We start from the raw sequence: 26,760 nt of genomic DNA, 5'->3' as shown, positions 1-26,760 counted from the left end.
ATTAAAATCCGCTTGCATTGTTTTAACTTTTTGCGCTATACCTTATATTAGCGCCACAACTCCATGAACCACTTATGAGCCAGGAAACAAAGTATACCGAAGATAATATACGGTCTTTAGACTGGAAAGAACATATTAGAATGCGTCCCGGGATGTACATTGGTAAGCTGGGAGACGGCTCCAGTGCAGATGATGGGATTTATATTCTCCTAAAAGAAGTACTGGATAACAGTATTGATGAATTTGTAATGGGATCTGGAAAAACCATTGAGATCTCGGTGCAAAATCAGCGTGTTATTGTTCGTGATTATGGTCGTGGTATTCCTTTAGGAAAAGTAGTTGATGTAGTTTCAAAAATGAATACGGGTGGGAAATACGATACCCGCGCCTTTAAGAAATCGGTTGGACTTAATGGAGTTGGTACTAAAGCAGTAAATGCACTTTCATCATATTTTAGAGTGGAATCTTCCAGGGATGGGAAATCTCACGCTGCAGAATTTGAGCAGGGAGAATTAAAAGACGAAGAGCATCTTGATGAAACTTCCCGCCGTCGCGGAACCAAAGTAACCTTTGTTCCCGATGAGGTGATTTTTAAGAATTTTAAATTCCGAAATGAATACATAGAAAAAATGCTGAAAAATTATGTGTACCTGAATCCCGGGTTAACCATAATTTTTAACGGTGAAAAATTCTATTCAGAAAACGGACTTAAAGATCTTTTAAAAGATAGTATTCACGAAGATGAGCGTTTATATGAAATTATCCATATGCGCGGTGAGGATATTGAAGTTGCATTAACCCATAGTAAAGCCCAATACAGTGAAGAATATCATTCTTTTGTAAATGGGCAAAACACTTCCCAGGGAGGTACACACCTTGCGGCTTTTAGAGAGGCAATCGTTAAAACGGTACGCGAATTCTACGGAAAAAATTATGACGCTAGTGATATACGGAAATCCATAGTTTCAGCGATTAGTATTAAAGTTATGGAACCGGTTTTTGAAAGCCAAACCAAAACAAAACTGGGTTCTACAGATATGGGAGGCAAAATGCCCACCGTCCGGACTTACATTAACGATTTTCTAAAAACACAGCTGGATAATTACCTGCATAAAAACCAGGAAACTGCCGATAGGCTTCAGCGAAAAATTTTACAGGCAGAAAGAGAGCGTAAAGATCTTTCGGGAATTAGAAAACTTGCAAAGGATAGAGCTAAAAAAGCCAGCCTTCACAATAAAAAATTACGTGATTGCCGTATTCATCTTGGAGACAGTAAAAAAGAACGCTATTTAGAAACTACTTTGTTTATTACCGAGGGAGATTCGGCGAGTGGTTCTATCACCAAATCTCGTGATGTAAATACGCAGGCGGTTTTCAGCTTAAAAGGAAAACCTTTAAATAGTTATGGCTTAAGTAAAAAGATTGTTTACGAAAATGAAGAATTCAATTTATTGCAAGCCGCACTTAATATTGAAGAGTCTTTAGAAGATCTTAGGTACAACAATATAGTAATTGCAACTGATGCCGATGTAGATGGAATGCACATTAGGTTATTGCTTATTACATTTTTTCTTCAGTTTTTCCCTGAATTAATTAAGGAAAATCACCTTTATATCCTGCAAACACCATTATTTAGGGTTCGTAATAAAAAAGAAACAATTTACTGCTACAGCGAAACCGAAAGAAGAAATGCAGTAGAAAAATTAACCGGAAAAGCAGAAATCACCCGATTTAAAGGTTTAGGGGAAATTTCACCAGATGAATTTCAGCATTTTATTGGAGAAGATATTCGATTAGATCCAGTGATGCTGGACAAAGAAAAGTCTATAGACGAAATGCTTAATTTCTATATGGGTAAAAATACGCCAGACAGGCAGGAATTTATTATCGACAATCTTAAAGTTGAACTTGACCTTATTGAAGAGTTGGGCTTATGAGATTCACCAATAGAAATGAAGTAAAAATAGTTCCTTCAATGTACATCGTTTTGGTGGCAATATTTGTCACCAATATTTTCGTGAATATAGAGCTAATGAGTAGCGAAGAACCGGTAAGGTTCAGTCATTATGTACCAAACATCGTGGTGCTTATACTTGGTTTCTATGTGCATAAAATAGGTCAGAGTTTCGATTTTGATAGCGATGGTGAAACCCTTAATCTAAAGAATAACGGGGTTTTCTTTTCAAAATTTATGGAATATCGGGTAAAGAAGGCCGAATTTCCCAAGCGTAAGCTGGGTAAATTTAGATTTTGTGATTACTTTTTTTATTCCGCAGTAACAATTTACATAAGTTCGCGCAGAAGACGCGGTTACAAAAAATATACTTTTAATACTACTTTTCTCAGCCGTAAAAAGAAGCGTGGCATGATAGCTTCTATGCAGAAAATAGTGGAAAATCAAAAAACTACAGCTTAATGGAAGAAAACCAGGAAGAAGCTAAAGATGAACATTTAGAACAACCAAAAGAAGAGCTTATAAAAGTAACCGGAATGTATAAAGACTGGTTTCTTGATTATGCATCTTATGTGATTCTGGAACGTGCGGTACCTGCCATGGAAGATGGTTTTAAACCGGTGCAGCGCCGTATTATGCATTCTATGAAAGATCTGGACGATGGGCGATACAATAAAGTAGCCAATATCGTTGGGCATACCATGCAGTATCATCCACACGGGGATGCCAGTATTGGGGATGCCATGGTACAAATGGGCCAGAAAGATATTCTTATAGATACCCAGGGAAACTGGGGAAATATCTTAACAGGAGACCGATCTGCCGCACCAAGATATATTGAAGCTCGTTTATCTAAATTCGCGCTGGAAGTTTTATTTAATCCGAAATTAACTGAATGGCAACTTTCTTACGATGGTAGAAAAAAGGAGCCCGTAAACCTGCCGGTAAAATTCCCTATGTTGCTTGCACAGGGCGCCGAGGGTATTGCTGTAGGTTTGAGTACCCGTGTGCTTCCGCATAATTTTAATGAACTTATAGATGCTTCTATAAAACATTTAAAAGGAAAAAAATTCACTTTATTCCCTGATTTTCCAACCGGTGGAATTGCAGATATTTCAAATTACAACGATGGGAAGCGTGGAGGTCGTGTTAGAGTGCGAGCTAAAATTAGTCAGTATGATAAAAATACATTGGCAATTACCGAAATTCCCTATGGAACCACTACCACGAGTCTTATAGATTCTATTCTAAAAGCGAACGATAAAGGTAAAATTAAGATCAAAAAGATTGAGGATAATACCGCTGCTGAAGTTGAGATCCTTATTCATTTGCCAAATAATATTTCTCCAGATAGAACCATAGATGCGCTTTATGCATTTACCTATTGTGAAAATTCTATCGCACCGCTTGGCTGCGTAATTATAGATAATAAGCCTATTTTCCTTGGAGTTTCAGAAATATTAAGAAGCTCTACAGATCATACGCTTCATTTGCTGAAAAGGGAATTAGAGATCACGCTTGACGAATTGGAAGAGCAATGGCATTTTTCATCTTTAGAGCGAATTTTTATTGAAAAACGAATTTATCGTGAGATAGAAGAGGAAGAAACCTGGGATGGCGTGATCAATGCTATAGATGAAGGTTTAAAACCACATATAAAACACCTGAAGCGCGCCGTAACCCGAGAAGATATAACCAGGCTTACCGAAATTAGGATCAAAAGAATTTCAAAATTCGATTTAGATAAAGCGCAGCAAAAAATTGAGTCTTTAGAAGATGAGATCGCCAATGTGAAACACCATTTAGATCATTTGGTAGATTACGCGGTTGCCTATTTTACTAAACTGAAGAAGGATTACGGGAAAGAAAAAGACCGAAAAACCGAGCTTCGTATTTTTGATGATATTGAAGCTACCAAGGTGGTGATTAGAAACTCAAAACTTTATGTAAACCGTAAAGAAGGATTTATTGGTACCGCGCTAAAGAAAGACGAATATGTAACCGATTGTAGTGATATAGACGATATTATTTGTTTTACTGCAGATGGTAAAATGATGGTCACCAAGGTAGATACCAAAACCTTTATAGGTAAAGATATTATTCACGTTGCCATTTTTAAGAAAAAAGATAAGCGTACCATTTATAATATGATCTACCGAGACGGTAAAGCTGGTGCCTCATATATAAAACGGTTCTCGGTAACTTCGGTAACTCGCGATAGGGAATACGATTTATCCCAAGGGAAGAAAGATTCAAAAGTGCATTACTTTACAGCAAACCCGAATGGTGAAGCTGAAGTAGTGACTATATTTTTAAGACAAGTTGGTAGCATTAAAAAATTAAAATTTGATGTAGACTTTGCCGATATGCTTATTAAGGGCAGAAACGTAAAAGGAAATATTGTTACCAAATATGCTGTAAAACGCGTAGAGCTTAAAGAAGAAGGCGTTTCTACTTTAAAGCCAAGAAGAATCTGGTTTGATGAAACGGTAAAAAGATTGAATGTTGATGAACGCGGAGAACTCCTAGGAGAATTTAGGGGAGAAGATCGAATTTTGATCGTTACGCAGGACGGAACTGCAAAAACCATAATTCCTGAACTTACTACCCGTTTTGATGAAGAAATGGTAATATTGGAAAAATGGGTGCCTAAAAAGCCAATTTCAGCAATTTACTGGGAACCGGAAAAAGAGCGTTTTTATGTAAAACGTTTTTTAATTGAAAATCCAGACAAGGAAGAAAAGTTTATCAGCGAACATGAAAACTCCTATTTAGAACTGGTTTCTACCGATTATTACCCACAAGCGGAAATAGTATTCTCAAAACAACGTGGCAAAGAACAGCGTCCTAACGAAGAAGTGAATATTGAAGAATTTATTTCGGTAAAGGGTATTAAGGCTCTTGGAAACCAATTAACTACAGATAAGGTGAAACAGATAAATCCGTTAGAACCTTTACCATACGAAGAGGAAGAAGAAACACCTGCAGAAGATATTGAGGTGATAGACGATGAAGCGGTTTCAGATGAAAAGAACAAGTTAAATATCGTGGGTAAAAAGGAAGATAAAGCTGACTCTTCCGAAAGTCAGGGAACATTATTTGATGAGTAAATGGGGATTATAAAAGAATTTAAAGAGTTTGCCATAAAGGGAAATATGGTAGATATGGCGGTAGGTATTATAATAGGTACCGCTTTTAACTCTGTTGTCAATACCCTGGTGAAAGAAGTGGTGATGCCACCTTTAAGCCTTATGACCAACGGTATTGAATTCGCCGATAAGAAATGGGTGTTACGTGATGGTGTTGTAGAAGCAGAAGGTATTACCGCTATTGAGGAAGTGGCGATTGGCTACGGCGCTTTAATAGAAGCTTTCCTGGATTTTCTTATTATTGGTTTTACTATTTTCCTGGTCATAAAAGTGATGAACCGATTTAGAACTAAAGCCGAAAACCCAGACGATAAGCGGGAAGTAACCCCAAAAGATATTGAGCTTTTATCGAAGATGAACCATCTAATGGAAGAGCAAAACCAGTTGCTTAAAAAGAATTTTTCGAATAAAGATTAATCTATTTCACGCGGTCTACCTGGCCGCGTTGTTTTTTATCCTGGCCTACAATCCCATATTCAAAGGTATAACCATCTTTATTGGTGGTTAAAATCTTCATATGAATGGGTTTTTCCTCGGCCATACTCTTCGGATTTAAATTTTTAAGAATATACTCGCAGTCGTTTATCCATCTAACCGATGAGGTATCTGATTTCCCCTGGAATTTATCAATTTCTATAGAATCGTTCCTTATAAAGGTAGAAGTGGCTAATTCGCCGTTTAAATAGGTTTTATACTCAAATGTGCCGGTTTTAAAATCTGTACAATTTCTTTCCGGCTCAAAACAGCCCGTTAAAATAAAAACCAGGCTTAATAGTAGTAAAAGCTTCTTCATTATTGCAATTCCTTTTGAACTGCAAAATAAACCTATTTTCCCCGGACTGTCAATTTTCAAAGGCCTCAAAAGTGCCATCTTCATAAAAAATAACAATTTTTCTAATGGGTTTGCTTTTTCCTTGCTGTGGAAATGGAAAAGGCATTTCATTTTTCTCCTCGATAGTATGTTCCAGTGGTGGTTGAGTTTTGCTAATTTCCTGTTTGGTCCCAGGTAGAGGTGTAGGTTTTTCTGAAGGAGGAAAACTTCCTTTTCCATTTAATAACCAATACAATTCAACTTCAGGAAAAGACTTTACAACTTTCATCACAAAGTCTAAACTGGGTTTATTTCTACCCGATAAAATATGGGAAATAGAGGAACGTCCAACTTCAATTTTATCGGCAAAACCGGCGGCAGATAATTCATAAAACTCAAGGATTTTGTGCAGACGTTTAGAAAAATCTTCAGTGTTTACCATTGTAAATTGTATTGAGTGTAATTGGTATTTACAAATGTAATCAAAGCTTAAATAGCCTGCAAATTACAATTGTGATTTATTTATTCCGTATAAACTATATATTTATATAATAATAAATAAGCAACTAAAAATAAACATTTTATGGTTTAAAAATAAGTGCATAGGATTTATTCCATGTCGCGTGTATATTAAGTTGAGCGAATGTTTACACTTGTAACAAACAAAAGTAAATTTAACTGTTTACAATTGTGAAATTTGTATTGTTTACTTTTGTAAACATGAAAAAATCAGCATTAATTACTCAACTTTATAAAGACTACAATTCATTTAAAAACCAGGAAATTTCCGGTAGGTATATTAGGCAAAAAGACATTCAGGTTTTACTGGATAAATTAGGAGAAGAATTTTCGCTAAAAGAAATTGGAGCATCGGTTTTAGGAAAACCAATTCATAGTATTCAATTTGGTAAAGGGTCAATTAAAATTCTTGCCTGGTCACAAATGCACGGAAATGAATCTACAACCACTAAAGCTGTTTTTGATCTTCTTAATTATATGAATAAGTATAAGGAGAGTGAATTGGTGAAATCTATTTTAAACAATTGCAGTTTTTGTATAATTCCAATGTTGAATCCAGACGGAGCAGAAGCCTACACCCGGGTTAATGCAAATAAAATAGACTTAAACAGGGATGCACAAGATTTAAGTCAGCCGGAAAGCCGGATTTTACGAGAACAATTCGATAATTTTCATCCTGATTTCTGTCTAAACCTACACGATCAACGCACTATATTTAGCGCCGGGGATAAAGCAGAATCAGCTGTTTTGTCGTTTCTAACGCCTTCTATGGATAAAGACAGGCAGATATTCCCACCCCGAATTAAAAGTATGCAGTTAATCGCTAAAATAGCTTCAGACCTTTCTGAATTACTTCCTGGAAGAATAGGAAGGTATGACGATGCTTTTAATATTAACTGTACCGGAGATACTTTTCAAAGTACCAAAACACCAACCATTCTTTTTGAAGCCGGGCATTATCCCGGAGATTACCAGCGCGAAGAAAGCAGGAAATATGTGTTTTTGGCTTTAATTTCGGTTTTAAAAGGAATAAGTGAAGAAAGTTTTAAAGACATAGATTATCGCGATTACGAGAATATTCCCGAAAACAGAAAATTGTTCAACGATATTATTTTAAGGGAGGTAAAAACCGAAAATGGAGTAGTAGATATTGCTATACAATATAAAGAAGGGGTGAAAGATGAAAAAGTGATGTTTTTACCGGAAATAGAAAAAATAGAACCAAAAATTGACAAGTTCGCACATAAAGAATTCTATTGTGAGAATAAAAAAATTAAAATTAATGGAGAATCTAGGCTTATCGAAAACGTTGTAGTTAATAAAATCACTCTAAATGATGTAGAATTACCTCTTAAATGTGAATAATTCTCAAAAACCTTAGCAATTATTCAAGGATTTTGTATTAATTTTGAATTTCATATAAATAAAGAAATTTAAAAAATGGCCAAGTTTAAATTAGACGAAACAGATCACCAGATTCTCGATATGTTAATTGAGAATACCAGGACTCCATTTACCGATATTGCGAAGAAACTGCTAATATCGGCGGGAACGGTTCATGTAAGGGTTAAAAAAATGGAAGAAGCAGGTATTATAAAAGGCTCTTCTTTAACTCTAGATTATAAGAAACTGGGTTATGCGTTTATTGCCTACGTAGGCGTATTCCTTAAGAATACTTCTCAAACCAAATTTGTATTAGAACGCATTAACGAAATCCCTTTTGTTACTGTTGCTCACGTTACTACAGGTAAATTTAATGTGTTTTGTAAAATTAGAGCACGTAATACCCAACATGCTAAAGAAGTAATCTTTCAATTAGACGATATTGAAGGAGTGTACAGAACAGAAACTATGATTTCTCTAGAAGAGAGCTTAAATGATAAAAAACGTTTAATGCACTCTATTTTTCAGGATATGTAAATAAGCCTAAACTTATTATAAAAACCCTTTAGGCTTCTATGTTTAAAGGGTTTTTTTATAACTTTAAATTTAATCTTAATCAACTAAAATTAATTATGCACAGAGAACCAAAACTAGAACGTTTTAATGAAAGCGTACTTTCAAAATATCAGGTTTATAACAGTATATTTTTAACGCTGCCTTTTGACGATATTAGTAAAACAGGATCGCTGCTGCCTCTTTTTCAGGAAATTTGTGAAGCAGGCTTTAAGGAAAATAAAAACCCTTCAGAAATTATTGAAAGCTTCTTCAGTAAATATCAGGATGATCCTTCAGAAGAGCATCAAATCAGTTTACTTTTCAGGTTTATTCAATATATAGAAAGACAGGTAGTGCTTTTTGATGCTATTGAAGATGCATCTTTTCCTATAGTAAATAATATGGATGGCCGCGGAACCCTTAGAAATGTAAAAGAGGAAGCCGAAGCTAAAGACAAAACACCAGAGCTGCGGGAATATTTGAAGCGTTTTAACGTAAGGCCAACTTTAACTGCCCACCCAACACAGTTTTATCCGGGAGCGGTTTTAGGAATTATCACCGATTTGGACAAAGCGATTCAAAAGAACGATATTACGCTTATAAAGAAACTACTGGCGCAACTTGGTAAAACTCCATTCTTTAAAAAAGAGAAGCCAACACCTTACGATGAAGCCGTAAGTTTAATCTGGTATTTTGAGAATGTTTTCTACCAAAGTGTAAGTAAGATCTATAATTATATTCAGCAGAATATTTTTGATGGTGAAGATATTGGTAACCAGGTCATCAATTTAGGATTCTGGCCAGGGGGAGACCGTGACGGTAACCCATTTGTAACTACTGAAATTACTTTGAAAGTAGCGCAAAGGTTAAGAAGCACTATTTTAATGAACTACTACCGCGATATTAGAAAGCTGAAAAGAAGGGTAACCTTTAGCGAAGTAGACGCGATTATTACCGAAATAGAAACGCCGCTATATCAAAGTGCAATATCCAAGACCGGAAAGATTAAAATGTCACTTGAAGACTTTAAGTCTAAATTGCATAAAATCAAAGATATAGTTGAAAATAAACACCAGGGGTTATTTGTTGAAGAGATTGATGATCTTATTAACAAAGCAAATATCTTTGGGTATCATTTTGCTACTTTAGATATACGCCAGGATTCCGGGAAACACGCTGAAGTCTTAGAGGAAATTATTAAAACCCAGCCAAATTTACTTCCTAAAAATTATGCTTCTCTATCTAACGAAGAACAAATAGAAGCGCTTACAAAGGTTGAAGGGAATATAGATCCTGAAAAGTATGAAGACGGTATCACCAAATCTACACTTTCCTCTATATACGCTATGCAGGAAATTCAGAGTAAAAATGGAGAAAATGGGGCTAATAGATATATAATTAGCCATAGTGAAATACCGCAAAGTATTTTAGAGCCATTTGCATTCTTGAGAATGTGTGGCTGGAATAAACCAACTGTAGATATTATTCCTCTTTTTGAAACCGTACCAGATTTAAAAGCTTCTCCCGATGTGATGGAGACTTTATATAACAATCCTGTTTACCGTGAGCATTTAAAAAGGAGAGGAAACAAACAAACTATTATGCTTGGGTTTAGTGACGGTACTAAAGATGGTGGTTATTTAATGGCCAACTGGAGTATTTATAAAGCCAAGGAAATGCTAACTGAGGTTTCCAGGAGATATGACATAAAAGTTGTATTCTTTGATGGTAGAGGAGGACCACCAGCTCGTGGTGGTGGGAAAACCCACCAATTCTATGCATCTCTTGGTTCTGGAATTGAAAATGAAGAAATCCAGTTAACTGTACAGGGGCAAACCATTAGTTCTAATTTTGGAACCCGTGATTCTTGTAGATATAACCTGGAGCAACTGCTTAGTTCTGGGGTTTCTAACGAAATATTTAGCAAAGGAAAAAATCAGTTAACCGATGAAGATCGGGAAACAATGACGCATCTTGCTGAGATAAGTTACGAAACCTACACCAACTTTAAACAACACGAAAAGTTTATCCCTTATTTGGAAAAAATGAGTACTTTAAAATATTACTCAAAAACCAATATTGGTAGTAGACCATCTAAAAGAAATAAGGATGCTAAACTTAACCTGAACGACCTAAGGGCCATTCCATTTGTAGGAAGCTGGAGTCAATTAAAACAAAATGTTCCAGGGTTCTTTGGGGTAGGTACAGCTTTAGAGAAGTTTGAGCAAGCTGGGGAATTTGACAAAGTTCAGCAGCTTTATAAAAATTCGGTCTTCTTTAAAACTTTACTTGAAAATTCTATGATGAGTCTTACCAAGTCTTTCTTCGCGCTAACCGCGTATATGGAGCAGGATAAGGAATTCGGAGATTTTTGGAAGATTATTTATGCTGAATATAAGCGTACCCACGCCATGCTTTTAAAAGTAACCGGATATGATGAGCTTATGGAAAATCAGCCGGCCGGTAGAGCGTCAATTCAGGCACGTGAAGGAATTGTTTTACCATTGCTAACCATTCAGCAGCACGCGCTTAGAAAAGTTCAGGAACTTCAGGAACAGGGCGAAAGTGCCGGTAAAATGCTTGAAGTTTATGAAAAAATGGTAACGCGTTCCCTTTACGGAAATATTAACGCAAGTAGAAATTCTGCTTAAAATGATAGCAAAAAACCTAAATTCTAACGAGTACAATGCGTACTACGACAGATATTTACAAAAAATCCCCGGCAATTTAGAGCTGGGGATTTTACTTCTTGAAAACAGAGAAGAGTTCCTGGGATTATTAGACAGGATAAAACCAGAAGACCTTAGTTATAGTTATGCTGAAGGTAAATGGACCGTTGCTGAAGTAATTCAGCATATTATAGATGTAGAACGAATTTTCCAATATAGATCGCTTACACTCGCCAGAGAACCGGAAATTAAATTACCGGGTTTTGATCACGAAGCTTATGTTCCTGCCAGCGCTGCAAAACTGCGAAGTTTAAAAAGTCTCAAAAAGGAATTTAAAGCAGTTAGAAATGCTGGGATTTCGCTTTACCAAAGTTTTTCAAAAGAGATGTTGTTATGCCAGGGATTTGTTAGCGGAAGTTCTACCAGTTGCAGGGCATTGGGTTTTATTACTGCGGGCCATACCAAACATCATATTGAAATTTTTAAAGAGAAATATCAGATTTAATGAAATTCCTCAAAACTACCTGGTCACTTTTTAAACAAGCCTACATAAGCTGGAATAGGAACGAACCCTATGCGCGTAGCGCCACTATAGCTTATTATGCCCTGTTTTCTTTACCATCTTTATTAATTATTGTGGTAACTATTGCCGGGTATTTTTTTGAACAGGAAGCCGTACAGGGAAGGTTAACTTCAGAGATTAGTGGTTTTGTAGGGCAGGAGCCGGCAGATGCTATAGAAAACATGATTGCCAGTGCCGCCCTGGCCACAGAATCTACCTGGGCAATTATATTTGGAATAGGAATGTTGCTTTTTGGTGCTACCGGGGTGTTTTTTCAGCTTAAAATGGCTATGAATAATATTTGGAATGTAGCGGCCAAGCAAACCGATTTCCTTAGAATCTTATTAGATAGACTTATCTCCTTCGGTATGGTCATGGTAATAGGTCTTTTACTTTTGCTCTCACTCGTTATTTCAGCATTAATTCGAATTTTAAAAGATGAAATTGAGCAATATGCACCTCAGGTAACCGCGTTTATGGTAGAGGCTGTAAATTTTGGTATTTCATTTCTCGTGATAACCACCTTATTTGCCGCCATTTTCAAGTTACTACCTGATATTAAATTACGTTGGAGAATCACTTATTTAGGAGCCGCGGTAACTACTATTTTATTCCTTGTTGGTGAAGCCTTAATAAGTTTCTACTTCGGAAAAAGTGAACCGGCATCGGTATACGGCGGAGCTTCTTCGGTAGTGTTAATTCTACTTTGGGTTTATTATACCTGTCTTATTTTATTTTTTGGTGCCGAATTTACCGTACAATACGCCCTGCTTAAAAATGAAAGAGTAGTACCCAATAAATATGGAGAACCGGCGATTTACCAGGAACTGGAAAAACTACAACAAAAGCGCACCCAATTAGAGGAAGAAAAGGAAATTATAGATACGCTTAAAAATAATATGAACTGGGAGAAAAACCGGGAAAATGAGCAGATGACCAAAAATAAAAAATAGCCTCATTTTAAACAGTTTTAAGAGAATTAATAAAGTTTAACTTTAACCGGGTTTTCTTTTATAAAGACCTTAGCACACTCTCCCTTAAACAAATTTTATCTTTGATTGAACCAAAAAAGAAGATGAAATTATGGAAAAGAGAATAGCAATTTTAGCTACAAACGGATTTGAAAAGAGTGAATTATTTTCACCAAAAGAGGCTTTAGAAAACGAAGGTTTTAAAGTAGATATAGTAAGCCTTGAAAAAGGAAAAATTAAAGGCTGGGAAGGAACTGACTGGTCTGGAGAGATAGATGTTGATCGAAGCATAAATGAGGTAAGCGCTAAAGAATATAATGCTTTAGTACTTCCCGGTGGAGTGATTAACCCAGATCAATTAAGAAGACATGACGAAGTTTTAGTTTTTGTGCGTGACTTTTTTAAACAAAGTAAGCCTGTAGGCGCAATTTGCCACGCAGCCTGGACTTTAATTAATGCAGAAGTTGTAGAAGGCCGAACAATGACTTCTTTTAACTCTATTAAAAAAGACCTGGAAAATGCAGGAGCACTTTGGGTAGATAAAGAAGTAGTGGTAGATGAAGCTTTTGTAACTTCAAGAAATCCTGACGATCTACCGGCGTTTAACGCTAAAATGATTGAAGAGATTAAAGAAGGTAAACACGATTTACAACACGCATAATTCTAAATTTAAGAGTTTAGAATTAAAAAGCCTGTAAGGAATATTTCTTACAGGCTTTTTTTATGTTAGTATTTCAGGATTTATGCTTTTTTAAGTTCTGCAGCTACGGCATCAACCTCATCCATCACTCTTAGTAAATTTTCTCCCCAAAGCTTTGCGATTTCTGCTTCGGTATAACCGCGTTTTACCAATTCTTTGGTAATATTTAATGTTTCTGAAGCATCCTGCCAGCCGTCAATGCCGCCGCCACCATCAAAATCTGAGCTAATTCCTACGTGCTCAATCCCTATTAGATCTACCATATAATCTATATGGTCTACAAAATCTGAAACTCCTACAGGTTCAATTTTTTGTTTTAATAGTTCAACTTCAGGAGCTGCTGCAGCTCGTACTTTTTGAAAATCGGCGTAGTAAGCATTTCTGTCTTCATTGCTTAACGCTCTTACAGAATCGCGTGGCAAAACTTCAAAACTCATTTCTTCAGCTTTTTTCTCATAAACTTTATCGCTTGCTTCATTAAATGCCTGGGTTTTTTCGGTATTTACATATGCGCTAAAAGCAACGATTTGAACAACCCCGCCGTATTCTTTAAATAACATTAGAAGTTCATCATCTAAATTTCGACTATGGTTGCAAAGTTGGCGAGCAGAGGAGTGGGAAGCGATAAGCGGTGCTTTAGAAAGCTCAAACATTTGTTTTATAGCTTCTTTCGAAGGATGCGAAACATCTATCATCATTCCCAGTCGATTCATTTCTGCGATCACTTCTTTCCCTAAATTACTAAGACCGTTGTGCAACCATTCATCGTTTTCCTCACCTGTATTAGAATCACTTAACTGGCTATGTCCCTGGTGAGAAAGAGACATATACCTGGCACCAAGATCGTAGAACTTCTCAACGTTTTCAATATCTTTTCCTATAGGATATCCATTTTCTACACCAATCATCGCTACTTTTTTTCCTTCAGAAGTTAATTTTCGCACTTCTTCTGAGTTGGTGGCCAAACCTATTTGATTTGGAGCGAAATCTTTAACGAGTTTATGAATAGCATCAAATTTGCTCATGGCATTTTCATACGCATTTTTAAAACCTTCACCATCAAGCTCATCCTGGCCGGTATAAACAATAAACCAGGCCACATCGAGTCCGCCGGCTTCCATTTTTGGAAGGGTAACCTGGTTTTCAAGATCCATAGTATAATTTCTTTCCTCAGTGAAATTATTGATGTTAATATCGGCGTGGGTATCTATGGTGATTACCTTTTCGTGAATTTCTTTAGCTTTTTCCAGTAAAGCATCATCGCTATTTTGTTGGGCCACTACCAGATTTCCCGTGAAAATTAGCGCAAGACTAAGAAGATTTAATTTCATATATATTGGTTTTCATTTTATTGAAGCCCTGAAATTACTAATAAAAATTAAAGAAATAAATTGAATGACTTATTTTGATAAAATTCATTCAAAACGTATTTAATTTTCTCCTACATTTGATAGAATTTTCAATTTCTAAATGAATAAATATATAATTGTAAACCACCCTGAAAAGTGGAAGTTAAAACTGGATAATGTTGAGATAATTTCAGCGCAATCTTATCTAACCAATCCGGAGTTTGCTAAGCTAAAAAATGCAAGGATTTTCAACCTCTGCAAAGATTATTCTTATCAGTCAAAAGGTTATTATGTTTCACTTTTAGCCGAAGCTCGCGGGCATTTGGCAATTCCTACGGTAAAAAATATCGTTGATTTACGAGAGCCGAAACTGGTAAAAATAGTTTCAGAAGAGTTTGACGATTTAATGCAAACCAGCTTAAAAAGTATAAAATCACAAGAATTTACCCTTAGTATATATTTTGGGCAAAACGTAGCACAAAAATATAAAGAGTTGAGTGCGATGTTTCACCGGCACTTTCAAATTCCGTTTTTACGGGTAAAATTCAATTATACCACAAAATGGAATATAAAAAGTATTAAAGCTATTTCTGAAGCCGAAATACCTGAGGATCACTTAGAAAGTATGTACGATTTTGCGGCGCAATATTTTGCTAAAAAACGTTACGACACTCCTCGTGCAAATACTACGGAATATGATTTGGCAATTTTGGTACAACCAGACGATCCCGCCCCGCCCAGTAATGCCAAAGCATTAAAGAAATTCGTGGAAATTGCTGAAAAAATGGATTTCTATGTAGAAATAATTGCTCCTAAGGATCTTTCGCGTTTATCTGCTTTTGATGCTTTGTTTATTCGCCAAAGCACCGAAGTAAATAATGAAGCCTATGCGTTTGCCAGAAAAGCCCAGCAGGAAGGTATCGCAATTATAGATTACCCAGATGCTATTTTGAAATGTTGTAACAAAGTTTATATGGCCGAAGCTTTGGAAAATGCCAATATTCCAACCCCAAAAACGGTGATAATTCATAAAGAAAATAAAGATAAAGTTCTTGAAATTACCGGATTGCCTGTGGTTCTAAAATCTCCCGATTCTACTTTTTCTTTCGGAGTTAAAAAAGCAACAACCCCGGCAGAATATCAGGAACTGGTTACTATGATGCTTAAAAAATCGGAATTAGTGATTGCACAGGAATTTTCACCTTCAGAATACGATTGGCGAATAGGAATTCTGGATAACAAACCTTTTTATGCCTGTAGATATTATATGGCAAAAGGCCATTGGCAAATCTACAACTGGGACGCAAAAGAAAAAGACGACCAGGACGGAAATGCAGATTGCTTACCTATAGAAAAGGTTCCGAAGAAAATATTAGAAGCCGCATTAAAATCGGCTAAATTAATGGGAAAAGGACTTTACGGCATAGATATCAAAGAAGTAGGAGGAAAGCCGCTTGTTATTGAAATTAATGATAATCCGAATATCGACTTTGGTGTAGAAGACGGGTACTATGGGGAACAGGTTTATATCGAGATCATTTCGGCATTAAAAGAAAGATTAGAAAAGAAGTAATTATGAAATATCATCTTTTTGAAGTTTTTGGAATTGAACTGGAATATATGCTTGTAGATACGTCCAGTTTTAAGGTGAATCCAATTGTAGACCAGCTTTTTATTAGTAAAAACGGGGAAATCACCTCAGATATTGAAAATGGAGAAATTGAATGGAGCAACGAATTAGTGGCTCACGTTGTAGAATTAAAAACCAATGGTCCAACCGGAGATATAGAAAATCTAGATCTTCTTTTTGCTGAAAATATTAAAGAAGTAAATCTTTTGCTAAAGGAGAAGAATACAAGGCTTTTACCATCGGCAGCACATCCTTTAATGAATCCCGTTACTGAAACCGAATTATGGAAACACAGTTCCAGTAAAATATACGCACTTTATAACAGAATTTTTGATTGCAGCGGCCACGGCTGGAGCAATGTGCAAAGTATGCATATAAACCTTCCGTTTTTTGATGATGCTGAATTTGAAAAACTGCACGCTGCAGTGCGTTTACTTTTACCTATAATCCCGGCTTTAAGTGCCAGTTCTCCTATTTTTGAAGGAAAAGATACCGGTTTTAAAGATGCCAGGATGCAGGTTTATAAAACCAATCAAAAGGAAATTCCGGAGATGACGGGAAAGGTAATTCCGGAACAGGTTTTTTCTAAAGACGATTATTACAAAACCATTTTTGAACCGATTAATAAAAAGATCAAACCGCACGGTACAGAAAATATCCTGGATCATCATTTTTTAAATTCAAGGGGAGCTATTGCTCGTTTTGATAGAAATGCTATAGAAATTCGCGTAATAGACGTTCAGGAATGTCCAAAAGCCGATATGGCCATTGCTATTTTTATTATTGAATGTTTAAAATTGCTGGTTAGTGAAGATTTGATTGCTATTAGTAAGCAGAAAAAATGGCACGAAAATGATCTTTTTGAAATATTTGATGCCGTAATAAAGGATGCCGAAAATACTAAAATTAGTAACAAAGAATATCTTAAGATCTTCGGACTTTCACAAACCATTGAAATTAAAGAGATCTGGCGAATTCTGTTTTCAAAAGTGAAAAGAAATATTGCAGAAAAACACCAGGAAAGCATAAAGTTTTTACTGAATAACGGAAGTCTTTCTACCCGTATTTTAAAGGCAGTAGGTGATGATTTTTCAGATGAAAATATTCAAAAAACCTATTTTAAGTTAGCCGATTGTCTTGAAGAAAATAAATTCTTTAAGCCGTGAAACTGGTCTTAACCTGCGAACACGCTTTTAATACTATTCCGCAGGAATATCACAATTTATTTACTAATGCGAGAGAAACTCTGGAATCACACCGTGGCTATGATCCGGGTGCCTTAGATCTGTTTAATGAACTAAAGGACTTAGCCGATTTTTCATTTTATCACGAAACGGCGCGTTTGTTAGTGGAAGTAAATAGATCTAAAAGGCATTCTAATTTATTTTCTGAATTCACTAAAAATTTATCAGGAAAGCAGAAAAATGAAATTTTAACTCAATACTATTTTCCCTATCGAGATTCGGTAGAAAAGCAAATTTCAAGCATAATAGAAAAAGGGGAGAAGGTGTTACATTTTTCGGTGCACACGTTTACTCCAAAGTTAAATGAAGAGATTAGAAATACAGATATTGGGCTACTTTACGATCCCACAAGGAGTGAAGAAAAAGAATTCAGTAAAAAATTAAAGCATAATTTAAAGAATCAAAATCCTGAATTGAAAATCAGGTTTAATTATCCCTATTTGGGCAAAGCCGATGGATTTACTACTTATTTACGTAAAAAATTCCCTGAAAATTATTTGGGAATTGAGTTAGAAGTAAACCAGAAATTTGGGTCCAAAAACCAAATGGAATATAGGATTAAAAATGCAGTGTTTTTAGCATTGAAAGAGGTTTGTTAAAAGTTTTTTTACTCGTCATCCTGAACTTGTTTCAGGATCTAAGATGTTAGAAAACTATACATAATAGAAGCTGAAACAAGTTCAGCTTGACGAAAGTAGACTTTTAGCCAACCTCCTATATATTATTTTATTCCCTCTTTTAGGAATAATTCAGAATCTATTGAATCAATTCAGATTCTAAAGTGATCACGGTATTGAGTAATTTAGAAATTGGGCAATTCTCTTTAGCATCTTTGGCTATTTTTTCAAACTGCTCTTTCTCAATTCCTTTTACTTTCGCTTTTAAAATTAAGTGAGATTTTTTAACGGCACCATCGTCAAAAGTGATTTCAGATTTGGTTGCTAATTTATCTGGCTCAAAACCTTCTTCAGTAAGATTAGCCGAAAGCTGCATGGTAAAACACCCGGCATGTGCCGCACCAATAAGTTCTTCTGGATTGGTACCAATTCCATCTTCAAACCTGGTTTTAAAAGAGTATTGCGATTCTTTTAAAACACCACTTTCGGTGCTTACTGTGCCTTTACCTTCTTTAAGATTCCCTTTCCAAACTGCGGTTCCATTTCTTTTCATAATAATACTTTTTGTTGATTTCTTCCTAAGATAAAGATCATTATACCCAACCTCAAATTATTATCAAAACCTTAACCTAAAGCTTAAAATTTAATAAATAAAAAAGCCCGAAACCATTAGGCTTCGGGCTTTCTATATAAGTTAAAAAAACTTATTTGATCTCTACTACTTCAAGATCAAATACCAGGTCTTTTCCTGCTAGTGGGTGGTTTCCATCTACCACTATAGTTTCTTCTTTCACATCTTTTACCACAAGATTCATTTCCTGGCCATCAGGGCTTTTAGAAACAAGTCCCATTCCTACTTCAGGCTTAATTTCTTCTGGAAGTTGGCTCTTTTGTACTTCTTGCACAAGCTCTTCTCTTGGCTCTCCGTAAGCTTCTTCTTTAGGAATATTTATGGTTTTCTTTTCGTTCACTTTCATATCGATAAGGCCTTTTTCAAAACCAGGGATAAGCTGTCCTTGTCCCATAGTAAATTCTATAGGCTCACCTCTTTCTACCGAGCTGTCAAAAACCTGCCCGTCAGCCAGTTTACCTGTGTAATGTACCTTTACCGTGTCATTTGCTTTTACTTGACTCATAATGTTGTTTTTCGAAATTATAATGGGCTTTATTAACAATCTGCCCGTTAAAGAGTGCAAAGGTACAGTTATAAAATCCGCTTCCAAATTATGACCCCTCTAATCCCGAAATCTTTTAAAAATCTTAACATTTGTCAGAGAGATTTATTTTGAAATCATACACTCTGAAAGACAGGGGCTTAATATTTAAATTGGAATTCCCAGAATAAGTAAATACATTTATTAACTCAAAATTTAGAAATATTTTAATAAGCTTAACCCTCTTAACTTAAATCCTGAAACACATGAAAAAAGATGAAACCCCTAAATCTAATTCCAGAAGAAGTTTTTTAAAAACAACTGCCTTAGCCACGGCGGGAATTAGTATTATTCCGCGGCACGTAATGGGAGGGCCTGGTTTTTTAGCCCCAAGTGATAAGCTGGTAATTGCCGGAATTGGAGTAGGAGGAAAAGGGGAAAGTGATATTAATAGCTTTTACCAATCTGGGAAAGCCGATATTGGTTTTTTGTGTGATGTTGATAAGAAAAGGGCGGCACGCTCTATAGCCCGTTTCCCAAAGGCTAAGTTTTATACCGATTATAGGGAAATGCTAGAGAAAGAAGCTAAAAATATAGATGCTGTTTCTATTTCTACACCAGATCACGGCCACGCAGTACAGGCAATGGCAGCTATGGAATTGGGTAAACCGGTGTATGTTCAAAAACCACTTACACATGATATTTATGAAGCCAGGCAATTAACTGAAGCTGCTAAAAAATATGAGGTGGTAACCCAAATGGGAAATCAGGGAGCTTCTGGCGACGGAGTTAGAAAAATGCGAGAATGGTATGATGCCGACCTTATAGGAAAAGTACATACGGTTTATGTGTGGACAGATAGACCTGTATGGCCACAGGGAATTCCGTGGCCCAAAGGAAAAACCACTTCGGTTCCTGAAGGTTTAGACTGGGATCTATGGTTAAATACCGCACCGTATAAAAATTATGTTGAAGGATTAGTTCCGTTTAACTGGCGTGGCTGGTGGGATTATGGTACCGGGGCACTTGGCGATATGGGTTGCCATCTAATTGAAGCGCCTTACCGTGTTTTAGGCCTTGGCCATCCAAAAGATGTACAATGTAGTGTAGGAAGCGTTTATGTAGATGAATTTCAAAGAGGTTATTTCCCCGAAAGTTGCCCACCTTCCAGCCACGCAGTAATGACCTTCCCAAAAACCGAAAAAACCAGTGAAGATGTTACTTTACACTGGATGGACGGTGGAATTAAACCAAAGAGACCGGAAGAACTTGGGCCAAACGAAACTTTTGGCGATGGTGGAAACGGCGTATTATTTATTGGAGATAAAGGAAAAATGATGTGTGGTACCTATGGTAGAAATCCACGTTTATTGCCAACTTCAAAAACCGATGAAGTTAATGTAGCCGAAAAATATGATCGCGTTCCCGGCGGGGAAGAAGGTCATTATGCACAATGGGTAGAAGGCGCAATTGCCGGCTACGGAAAAAAGGAACTGAGCTCTCCATTTGAAATTGCAGGACCGCTAACTGAAACTTTATTAATTGCCAATTTAGCTATTAGAGGTTACGATGTTAGAAATGAAAAGACACGTGATAATGGTGATAAGTATTTTGAACATCCCGGGCGTGATATAAAAATGCTCTGGGATTCAGAAGAAATGAGGGTTACTAATTTTGACGAAGCCAATCAATTTGTACGTAGAGATTATCGTGATGGCTGGAAGTTAAGCTAGAATAAGAATTTAAAATTATAAGTTATGAAAGCCGGGATAATAGTTTTTTTAATAATTATTTATTTCGGCTTTATAGCTTGTAATTTTAATGATAAAAATTCCGAAGAACAATCTACAGTCTGGGACACCCTGGAAGTTACAGCTTCAGCCTATAATTCGCTTAGCTGGCAAACTGGCGCCGGTGGTGCAAATATTACGGCGTGGGGAGACACTTTAAAGCCTGGGTTAAGAGCCATTGCCGTATCGCGAGATTTAATTAAAAAAGGCTTAGACTACAATACGCCGGTAAAAATTGAAGGTTTTGATAGTATTTACCTGGTAAAAGATAAAATGCATTATCGCTGGAAGAATAAAATTGACATCTATATGGATAAAGATGTACAAAAAGCCAGGGAATTTGGAAGGAAAAAATTAAAGATTTACTACGAGGTCCCGGTAGATTCAATTTCAAAGAATAAAAACATAAAAGAATAACTCTTAATGATTAAAAAATACTTTTTTCTATTTAGCTTATTAATTTCAAGTTTCAGTTTTAATGCTCAGCAAATCCCAGATAGTCTTGATCTCAGCAAAACCTTTGTAATTGGGGTTACACCAACTCCTCCTTTTGTGATGAACGAAAACGGTGAATACGCCGGACTTAGCATTGATGCCTGGGATTTGGTAAATGATGAGCTGGATTTTAATTATGAGTTTAAAGAATATGCCTCTCTTGGCGAGTTATTAATTGCTATTGAAAATAACGAAGTAGATTTCAGTATTAATCCTGTTACGGTGACCGATAATAGAATGGAGCGAATGGATTTTTCCCAGCCTTATTTTATATCCCATACTGGAATAGCCAAAAGGAGCGAATCTCAGGTTTTTAGTTATTTAGCCAATTTATTTAGCTGGAATTTTATTTCAGCAATACTTATTCTGTTAGCCGTAATTTTCGTTTTCGGCTTTTTGGTTTGGATTTTTGAACGTAAAAAGAATGCCGAAGAATTTGGCGGTGGTTCTCGTGGAATCCTGGAAGGTTTCTGGTGGAGTGCTGTTACAATGACAACAGTGGGTTACGGTGATAAATCGCCCAGAACTACCGGCGGACGTATAATTGGCTTAATCTGGATGTTTATGGCCATAATTATTATTTCCAGTTTAACGGCTGGAATAGCATCATCACTTACCGTTCAAACAATGAACGATGAAATCACCGGCGTACAGGATTTATCTAAATTTGAAGTTACCAGTGTAAAAAGTAGTAGTGCCCAGGAACTACTAAATCTTTACAATATTCAGCATACCGAGGTAATTAGTGAAAAAGAAGGAATAGAACTTTTAGAAAATAAAGAAACAAAGCTCTTTGTTTACGATGAACCTATTTTGCGTTACGAATTAAAAAGAAGAGGCTTAGAAAATGATATTGAAGTTCTCCCCAAAACCCTGAAAAAGGATTATTACGGGTATAGTTTCCCTAAAAATTCGGCTCTATTGAATAAAATTGATCCTGTTCTCATTGGAGTAATGAAAACAATGGAATGGAATACTATTATGGCAGATTACGAATAACTATCCGAGTCCAAGGTAACCAAGAATAATCCAAAGGATTATAAATACCACGATAATTCCTATACACCCGCAGCCGCCGCCAAGTTTTTTGGCACCCCAACCGGCAAGTATAGCTCTAATGATATTTTTCATAATTGATAATTTATAGGTTAAGTAGGTCTAATTTAGCTGAAATCGAATTTCAAAATTTAGAATTAGGAAATATTTAGCAGCATATTAGTACAAACCTTAAAAATTCTAAAGATTTCTATTTTGTATCTTTATAAAAACTAACAAAAAATATTATGAAATTAAATTCTATTAAAATACTTCTTTTAAGCGTGTTTATTAGTAGTGGCGTTTATGCCCAAAGTACATCTGCCACTTTAATAAAAAAAGTAGAAGGTTTTAGCCATCCCGAATCTGTGGTTTTTAACGAAGCAAAAAATGAATATTATATCTCAAATATGGCCGATAACGAAGCCGGAGACGGATTTATTTCCAGGGTTTCTGCTGAAGGAGAAATTATTGAGCTAAAATGGATAGATGGCTTGAAAGATCCTAAAGGTTTATTGGTAAAAGATGATAAAGTTTATGTTACCAATAATACTGAACTTATAGAAATTAGTATTGATAAATCAGAAATTACAAGACGAATTGAAGTTGAGGATGCCAAGTCTCTAAACGATATTACTATAGATGCGGTTGGAAATATTTTTATTTCAGATTCTGGGAAAAGTGCTATTTATTTAATGCCCGGCGATTCTGCAAATATGATGATTCCTGAAAATAAGAAAGGAGAAATTGTTGAATATTTAAACACTACAAGATTAGAATATGTAAACGGACTTTACGCGCATAAAGATCATCTTTACGCTGCTGCGTGGGGAGAAAATACAGACGGTAATTTCTTAAAAATTGATATGGATACTCGCGAGATCGAAAAAGTCTCTAAAGAAGGAATTGGGAATTTAGACGGCGTTCAACCGGTTGGAGATGATGCCTTTTATATTTCAGATTGGGCTACGGGAACAATTCACCTTATTAATAAGGACGGGGAACTTAAAGAAGTATTAACTTCAGAAAAAAGCTCGGGAGATATTTTATTTGATGCTGAAAAAAATCAGTTGGTTTTACCTATGAATTTTCAGAATTCCGTTTGGTGGTACCAGTTGCAATAATTTAAGAATACCTTATCATTCTTAAATTCTGGAAATATTAATTTTGAAAAAAAACTAACCAAATGGAATTAAAAAAAGACGACGAAGAAAAAGATTACATTTTAAAAGACAATAAGAAAACTAATTTCGGTATTGGTTTTATTATTACCATTTTACTTATTCTTATAGTGGCGGTAGTAATCTCCGGTTTTTACTTTGAATTTTGGTAATAGATAAATTCTGAATTCTGAGATAAATTTTTACCTATAAATTTGAACGGGGTAAACCACCCCTTTCTTCAGCAAAGCTGAATTCATTCCACTCCTTTTAAAGGAGGGGAGCGTCTATTTACTTCTTAATCTCATTAATTAATAAAAACGCCTGGTTTACATATTCCTTTTCTAAAAAAAGCGCAAAATAATTTGAAGTAGAGATCATTTCAAAAATTGGAATTCCTTCGTATGCCAGCAGTTTAAAAAGGTAGAAATATAATCCGACAAACTGCGAGCTGTTTTTCGGCAGTGCTATGGTTATAGAAGAAAGTTCCTCTTTTATAGAAACCCTTCTTTCATTTCTAAAGCAATCTTCAACAAGGTTTGTTAAGCTGGAAGAAACCAAAATATTACTTTCTTGATAATTACTGGAATAATTAAGATAAACCCCGGTTTGATCTTTAACCGCATCCAGCAATCTTGCTTTATTGGCAATTATGGTATTGGAGTTTAAAAAAGTATATTCGGTAATTCCCGATCGCACCACAATATCTCCAAGCTCACGCAAATGCTGCATATTAATTTTGGTTCGGCGGGGAGCATAGCGCCTTAACGCCATTATAATTGAACCCTGTTTTACCGGTTTGCGCATTTCTTTTTCTACCTGGGGCTGGATGTCTTCCGCGAGTCCGCTAAAATTTACTATATCCCGGGCAATTGCATCATCCAAAAAGGGTTGGTGTCTAATTATATCGTGAACACAGGTAGTAATCGTCTTCATTGTTAAATATTGTACATTTTGTGCAAATGTATATAAATTGATAGATATTTTTTGTTGCAGAAAGCTTTAATTCTAATTATGCATCAAATTATTTCAGTTAGTAAAACCGGAATAACAAAAAGAATATTTAAAATTAAAACTCTCACTAAGTGAGCAAATATTTAGCAATGAAAGTATTAAAGTTTGGTGGTACTTCTGTAGGATCTGTAGAAAGCATTAGAAATGTCAAGAATATATTAGCTTCACGAGAAGGAAAGAAAGTACTTGTACTTTCGGCAATGGCCGGGGTGACTAATAAACTGGTAGAAATTACCGAAAATATTAAGCTTGAAGATCATTCAGCTATTCATTCTATTATTGCTGAATTGAAACAAAAGCACGAAACTACTATAGATACACTTATAGACAAACCTGGGTTGAATTCTTATGCCAAAGCTTTTGTGAACAATGTGCTTGAAGGTTTACAGGAAATTAGCCGTAATAAATATTCTGAAGAGATTTATGCTGAAGTTGTGACTACCGGTGAGACTATGCTTACCTATATTTTTTCTACGTTTCTTACAAATTCAGGAATTCAGAATAACTTTCTTGATGCCAAAGATTTTATGCAGGTTTCAAATTTGGAAAATCCTGATACAGATTTAGTTGGAAAATTATTTCAGCAGAATATAGAAAACCTGGAACCCTCAGATATTTATATCACCCAGGGTTTTGTAAGAATTGATGCGCAAAATAATATTAGCACCTTAAAACGAGGCGGAAGCGATTACAGCGCAACAATACTTGCTGCAGCAGTCCAGGCCGAAGAAGTTCAAATTTGGACCGATATTGATGGGTTTCATAATAACGATCCTCGTTATGTTGAAAATACCCACGCAATTGCCGAATTGAGTTTTGAGGAAGCTGCCGAGCTCGCTTATTTTGGCGCAAAAATTTTGCACCCGCAAACGATCTCTCCGGTTATAAAAAGACAGATTCCATTATTTCTAAAAAATACGTTTACTCCCGATCTCCCCGGAACTAAAATTTCAGCAGAAATTCATTCGCGCGGACTTAAAGCAATTTCGGCTAAAGATGGAATCACTGCGATTAAAATTAAGTCTAACCGAATGCTTATGGCGCACGGTTTCTTAAAAAAGATCTTTGAAGTTTTTGATAAATATGAAACTGCAATTGATATGATAACCACTTCAGAAATTGCAATTTCCTTAACCATAGACGACGATAGGAATTTAGACCTTATCCTGGAAGAATTAAATGCTTACGGCGAGATAACAGTAGAAAAAGAACACAGTATTATTTGCATTGTGGGCGAGGGTCTTATTGAAGATAAAAGTACCAGCCGATTGTTTGAATTATTGAACGATATTCCTGTGAGAATGATTTCTTACGGCGGCAGTGACAATAATATTTCTTTATTGGTAGATACTAAAAACAAGATACAAACCCTGCAGGGTTTAAACCATAAATTGTTTGAGGAACGAGAAGTACCTCAATTTGTTTGATTTCTGTTTGTGAACAGGCAACTGTTCCTTTTGTGTAGTGGAACCGCCGGTAGGCTAACCGGCGGTTTTTTTATTTTTCTCTTTTTCTTCAATAAATTTAGCCATAAAATACGTACTTCTATGCTGATGATGCTGCAGCATTTTGCCTACAAAATTCTTTTGCCTGCAGAAATCTATATTCTGAAATAAATCAGTGATTCTTTCTAAGAATTTATGCTGAAAAGCGTCTTTATTAAACCTGGAATTAATTATTCTAAAACCATTTTCTACCGAGTCTTGCCATACATTTTCTTCGGAATATAATTGCACAGATTTTTCTGCAAACACTTTAGGATCGTTGGCTATAAAACCATTCCAGTTGAGTTCTCCCGCAATTCCCTCGGCACCCATGGAAGTTGTTACAGATGGCGTTCCACATTGCATTGCCTGAATTAATTTTCCTTTTAATCCTGCTCCAAACTGAATTGGCGCCAGGCAAACTTTAGCATTTTGCATTACCTCTGCTGCATTTTCAGCCCGGCCCTTTACAAGAAAACCTTCTTTTTCGTTGTGCAGATTCCATACCTTTTGGG

Annotated in this window: 27 protein-coding genes; 19 read left to right on the top strand and 8 right to left on the bottom strand. The window is 35.9% G+C overall.

Annotated features, from left to right (window positions below; all coding sequences use genetic code 11):
- The first annotated feature begins 74 nt into the window (after positions 1-74).
- The 4 genes from AACZ30_RS00825 to mscL are packed head-to-tail and all read left to right on the top strand — an operon-like array spanning position 75 to position 5,520.
- Positions 75-1,937 (top strand): DNA topoisomerase IV subunit B, encoded by a 1,863-nt coding sequence (locus AACZ30_RS00825; protein ID WP_208225696.1) that lies wholly within the window; start codon positions 75-77, stop codon positions 1,935-1,937.
- The gene (locus AACZ30_RS00820; protein ID WP_339646807.1) at positions 1,934-2,416 is read left to right on the top strand and encodes a hypothetical protein; all 483 of its coding nucleotides are present in this window, start codon (positions 1,934-1,936) and stop codon (positions 2,414-2,416) included. The genes AACZ30_RS00825 and AACZ30_RS00820 overlap by 4 nt, the downstream gene beginning before the upstream one ends.
- The gene (locus AACZ30_RS00815) at positions 2,416-5,064 is read left to right on the top strand and encodes a DNA gyrase/topoisomerase IV subunit A (RefSeq protein ID WP_339646804.1); all 2,649 of its coding nucleotides are present in this window, start codon (positions 2,416-2,418) and stop codon (positions 5,062-5,064) included. The genes AACZ30_RS00820 and AACZ30_RS00815 overlap by 1 nt, the downstream gene beginning before the upstream one ends.
- The gene (gene mscL / locus AACZ30_RS00810) at positions 5,065-5,520 is read left to right on the top strand and encodes a large-conductance mechanosensitive channel protein MscL (protein ID WP_339646801.1); all 456 of its coding nucleotides are present in this window, start codon (positions 5,065-5,067) and stop codon (positions 5,518-5,520) included.
- Between the two features lies 1 nt (position 5,521).
- On the opposite strand, the gene AACZ30_RS00805 is transcribed toward mscL, so the two are convergent.
- Both AACZ30_RS00805 and AACZ30_RS00800 read right to left on the bottom strand, forming a co-directional pair.
- Entirely contained in the window at positions 5,522-5,896 is a 375-nt protein-coding gene (locus AACZ30_RS00805; RefSeq protein ID WP_339646799.1) for a lipoprotein, read from the bottom strand.
- A 49-nt stretch (positions 5,897-5,945) separates the two neighbouring features.
- Positions 5,946-6,356 (bottom strand): helix-turn-helix transcriptional regulator, encoded by a 411-nt coding sequence (locus tag AACZ30_RS00800; protein WP_339646796.1) that lies wholly within the window; start codon positions 6,354-6,356, stop codon positions 5,946-5,948.
- A 278-nt stretch (positions 6,357-6,634) separates the two neighbouring features.
- Here AACZ30_RS00800 and AACZ30_RS00795 point away from each other — a divergent pair, with 278 nt between their 5' ends.
- The 6 genes from AACZ30_RS00795 (at position 6,635) to AACZ30_RS00770 (ending at position 13,234) form a co-directional block, all read left to right on the top strand.
- Positions 6,635-7,798: a M14 family zinc carboxypeptidase gene (locus tag AACZ30_RS00795; protein ID WP_339646793.1), complete on the top strand. Its 1,164-nt coding sequence runs from the start codon at positions 6,635-6,637 to the stop codon at positions 7,796-7,798.
- Positions 7,799-7,873: 75 nt separating this feature from the next.
- Positions 7,874-8,353 (top strand): winged helix-turn-helix transcriptional regulator, encoded by a 480-nt coding sequence (locus tag AACZ30_RS00790; protein WP_037314044.1) that lies wholly within the window; start codon positions 7,874-7,876, stop codon positions 8,351-8,353.
- A gap of 95 nt (positions 8,354-8,448) precedes the next feature.
- Positions 8,449-11,022 (top strand): phosphoenolpyruvate carboxylase, encoded by a 2,574-nt coding sequence (locus AACZ30_RS00785; RefSeq protein WP_339646776.1) that lies wholly within the window; start codon positions 8,449-8,451, stop codon positions 11,020-11,022.
- Position 11,023: 1 nt separating this feature from the next.
- Positions 11,024-11,545 carry a DinB family protein gene (locus AACZ30_RS00780; protein ID WP_339646773.1) on the top strand — a complete coding sequence of 174 codons (522 nt, stop codon included), beginning with the start codon at positions 11,024-11,026 and terminating at the stop codon, positions 11,543-11,545.
- A complete protein-coding gene (locus AACZ30_RS00775) occupies positions 11,545-12,555 on the top strand; it encodes a YihY/virulence factor BrkB family protein (protein ID WP_075326978.1) in 1,011 nt (336 codons plus the stop codon). The genes AACZ30_RS00780 and AACZ30_RS00775 overlap by 1 nt, the downstream gene beginning before the upstream one ends.
- Before the next feature lie 130 nt (positions 12,556-12,685).
- A complete protein-coding gene (locus AACZ30_RS00770) occupies positions 12,686-13,234 on the top strand; it encodes a type 1 glutamine amidotransferase domain-containing protein (protein WP_075326977.1) in 549 nt (182 codons plus the stop codon).
- Positions 13,235-13,314: 80 nt separating this feature from the next.
- On the opposite strand, the gene AACZ30_RS00765 is transcribed toward AACZ30_RS00770, so the two are convergent.
- On the bottom strand, positions 13,315-14,604 hold the full coding sequence (locus AACZ30_RS00765) for a dipeptidase (RefSeq protein ID WP_339646764.1): 1,290 nt from the start codon (positions 14,602-14,604) through the stop codon (positions 13,315-13,317).
- 139 nt (positions 14,605-14,743) lie between these two features.
- Here AACZ30_RS00765 and AACZ30_RS00760 point away from each other — a divergent pair, with 139 nt between their 5' ends.
- Genes AACZ30_RS00760 through AACZ30_RS00750 form a run of 3 tightly spaced genes read left to right on the top strand, consistent with a single transcriptional unit; the run spans position 14,744 to position 18,095 of the window.
- Positions 14,744-16,195: a RimK family protein gene (locus AACZ30_RS00760; protein ID WP_339646762.1), complete on the top strand. Its 1,452-nt coding sequence runs from the start codon at positions 14,744-14,746 to the stop codon at positions 16,193-16,195.
- A gap of 2 nt (positions 16,196-16,197) precedes the next feature.
- Positions 16,198-17,418, top strand: coding sequence for a glutamate-cysteine ligase family protein (locus AACZ30_RS00755; protein WP_339646760.1), 1,221 nt, complete (start codon positions 16,198-16,200; stop codon positions 17,416-17,418).
- Positions 17,415-18,095: an N-formylglutamate amidohydrolase gene (locus tag AACZ30_RS00750; protein ID WP_339646758.1), complete on the top strand. Its 681-nt coding sequence runs from the start codon at positions 17,415-17,417 to the stop codon at positions 18,093-18,095. The genes AACZ30_RS00755 and AACZ30_RS00750 overlap by 4 nt, the downstream gene beginning before the upstream one ends.
- A 157-nt stretch (positions 18,096-18,252) precedes the next feature.
- Here AACZ30_RS00750 and AACZ30_RS00745 read toward each other — a convergent pair whose 3' ends face one another.
- Positions 18,253-18,666, bottom strand: a complete 414-nt coding sequence (locus AACZ30_RS00745) for an OsmC family protein (RefSeq protein ID WP_339646755.1) — start codon at positions 18,664-18,666, stop codon at positions 18,253-18,255.
- Between the two features lie 151 nt (positions 18,667-18,817).
- A complete protein-coding gene (locus AACZ30_RS00740; RefSeq protein WP_037314024.1) occupies positions 18,818-19,249 on the bottom strand; it encodes a peptidylprolyl isomerase in 432 nt (143 codons plus the stop codon).
- Positions 19,250-19,533: 284 nt separating this feature from the next.
- Between AACZ30_RS00740 and AACZ30_RS00735 the strand changes: the two genes are divergently transcribed.
- From AACZ30_RS00735 to AACZ30_RS00725, 3 genes are read left to right on the top strand one after another with little or no spacing between them, the layout of a single operon-like run.
- Complete coding sequence (locus AACZ30_RS00735) at positions 19,534-21,000, top strand: Gfo/Idh/MocA family oxidoreductase (RefSeq protein WP_339646747.1); 1,467 nt, start codon at positions 19,534-19,536, stop codon at positions 20,998-21,000.
- 24 nt (positions 21,001-21,024) lie between these two features.
- On the top strand, positions 21,025-21,474 hold the full coding sequence (locus AACZ30_RS00730) for a hypothetical protein (protein ID WP_339646744.1): 450 nt from the start codon (positions 21,025-21,027) through the stop codon (positions 21,472-21,474).
- 6 nt (positions 21,475-21,480) lie between these two features.
- The gene (locus AACZ30_RS00725; protein WP_339646742.1) at positions 21,481-22,551 is read left to right on the top strand and encodes a transporter substrate-binding domain-containing protein; all 1,071 of its coding nucleotides are present in this window, start codon (positions 21,481-21,483) and stop codon (positions 22,549-22,551) included.
- Here the strand turns inward: AACZ30_RS00725 and AACZ30_RS00720 are convergent, their stop codons facing one another.
- Positions 22,552-22,683 carry a hypothetical protein gene (locus AACZ30_RS00720; RefSeq protein WP_257787182.1) on the bottom strand — a complete coding sequence of 44 codons (132 nt, stop codon included), beginning with the start codon at positions 22,681-22,683 and terminating at the stop codon, positions 22,552-22,554.
- 152 nt (positions 22,684-22,835) lie between these two features.
- Here AACZ30_RS00720 and AACZ30_RS00715 point away from each other — a divergent pair, with 152 nt between their 5' ends.
- Both AACZ30_RS00715 and AACZ30_RS00710 read left to right on the top strand, forming a co-directional pair.
- Complete coding sequence (locus tag AACZ30_RS00715) at positions 22,836-23,711, top strand: hypothetical protein (RefSeq protein WP_339646737.1); 876 nt, start codon at positions 22,836-22,838, stop codon at positions 23,709-23,711.
- A 62-nt stretch (positions 23,712-23,773) separates the two neighbouring features.
- Entirely contained in the window at positions 23,774-23,920 is a 147-nt protein-coding gene (locus AACZ30_RS00710) for a hypothetical protein (RefSeq protein WP_208225669.1), read from the top strand.
- Positions 23,921-24,038: 118 nt separating this feature from the next.
- On the opposite strand, the gene AACZ30_RS00705 is transcribed toward AACZ30_RS00710, so the two are convergent.
- On the bottom strand, positions 24,039-24,683 hold the full coding sequence (locus AACZ30_RS00705; RefSeq protein WP_079734003.1) for a hypothetical protein: 645 nt from the start codon (positions 24,681-24,683) through the stop codon (positions 24,039-24,041).
- A gap of 167 nt (positions 24,684-24,850) precedes the next feature.
- On the opposite strand from AACZ30_RS00705, the gene AACZ30_RS00700 reads away from it, so the two are divergent.
- Positions 24,851-26,188 carry an aspartate kinase gene (locus AACZ30_RS00700; protein WP_339646722.1) on the top strand — a complete coding sequence of 446 codons (1,338 nt, stop codon included), beginning with the start codon at positions 24,851-24,853 and terminating at the stop codon, positions 26,186-26,188.
- Between the two features lie 54 nt (positions 26,189-26,242).
- Here the strand turns inward: AACZ30_RS00700 and AACZ30_RS00695 are convergent.
- Positions 26,243-26,760, bottom strand: a 518-nt coding sequence (locus tag AACZ30_RS00695) for a glycosyltransferase family 4 protein (protein WP_339646719.1), incomplete at its 5' end; no start/stop codon positions are given.

It is taken from the genome of uncultured Salegentibacter sp., assembly GCF_963972535.1.
Taxonomy (GTDB): Bacteria; Bacteroidota; Bacteroidia; order Flavobacteriales; family Flavobacteriaceae; genus Salegentibacter.
This window is presented reverse-complemented; position numbering and strand designations above follow the sequence as displayed.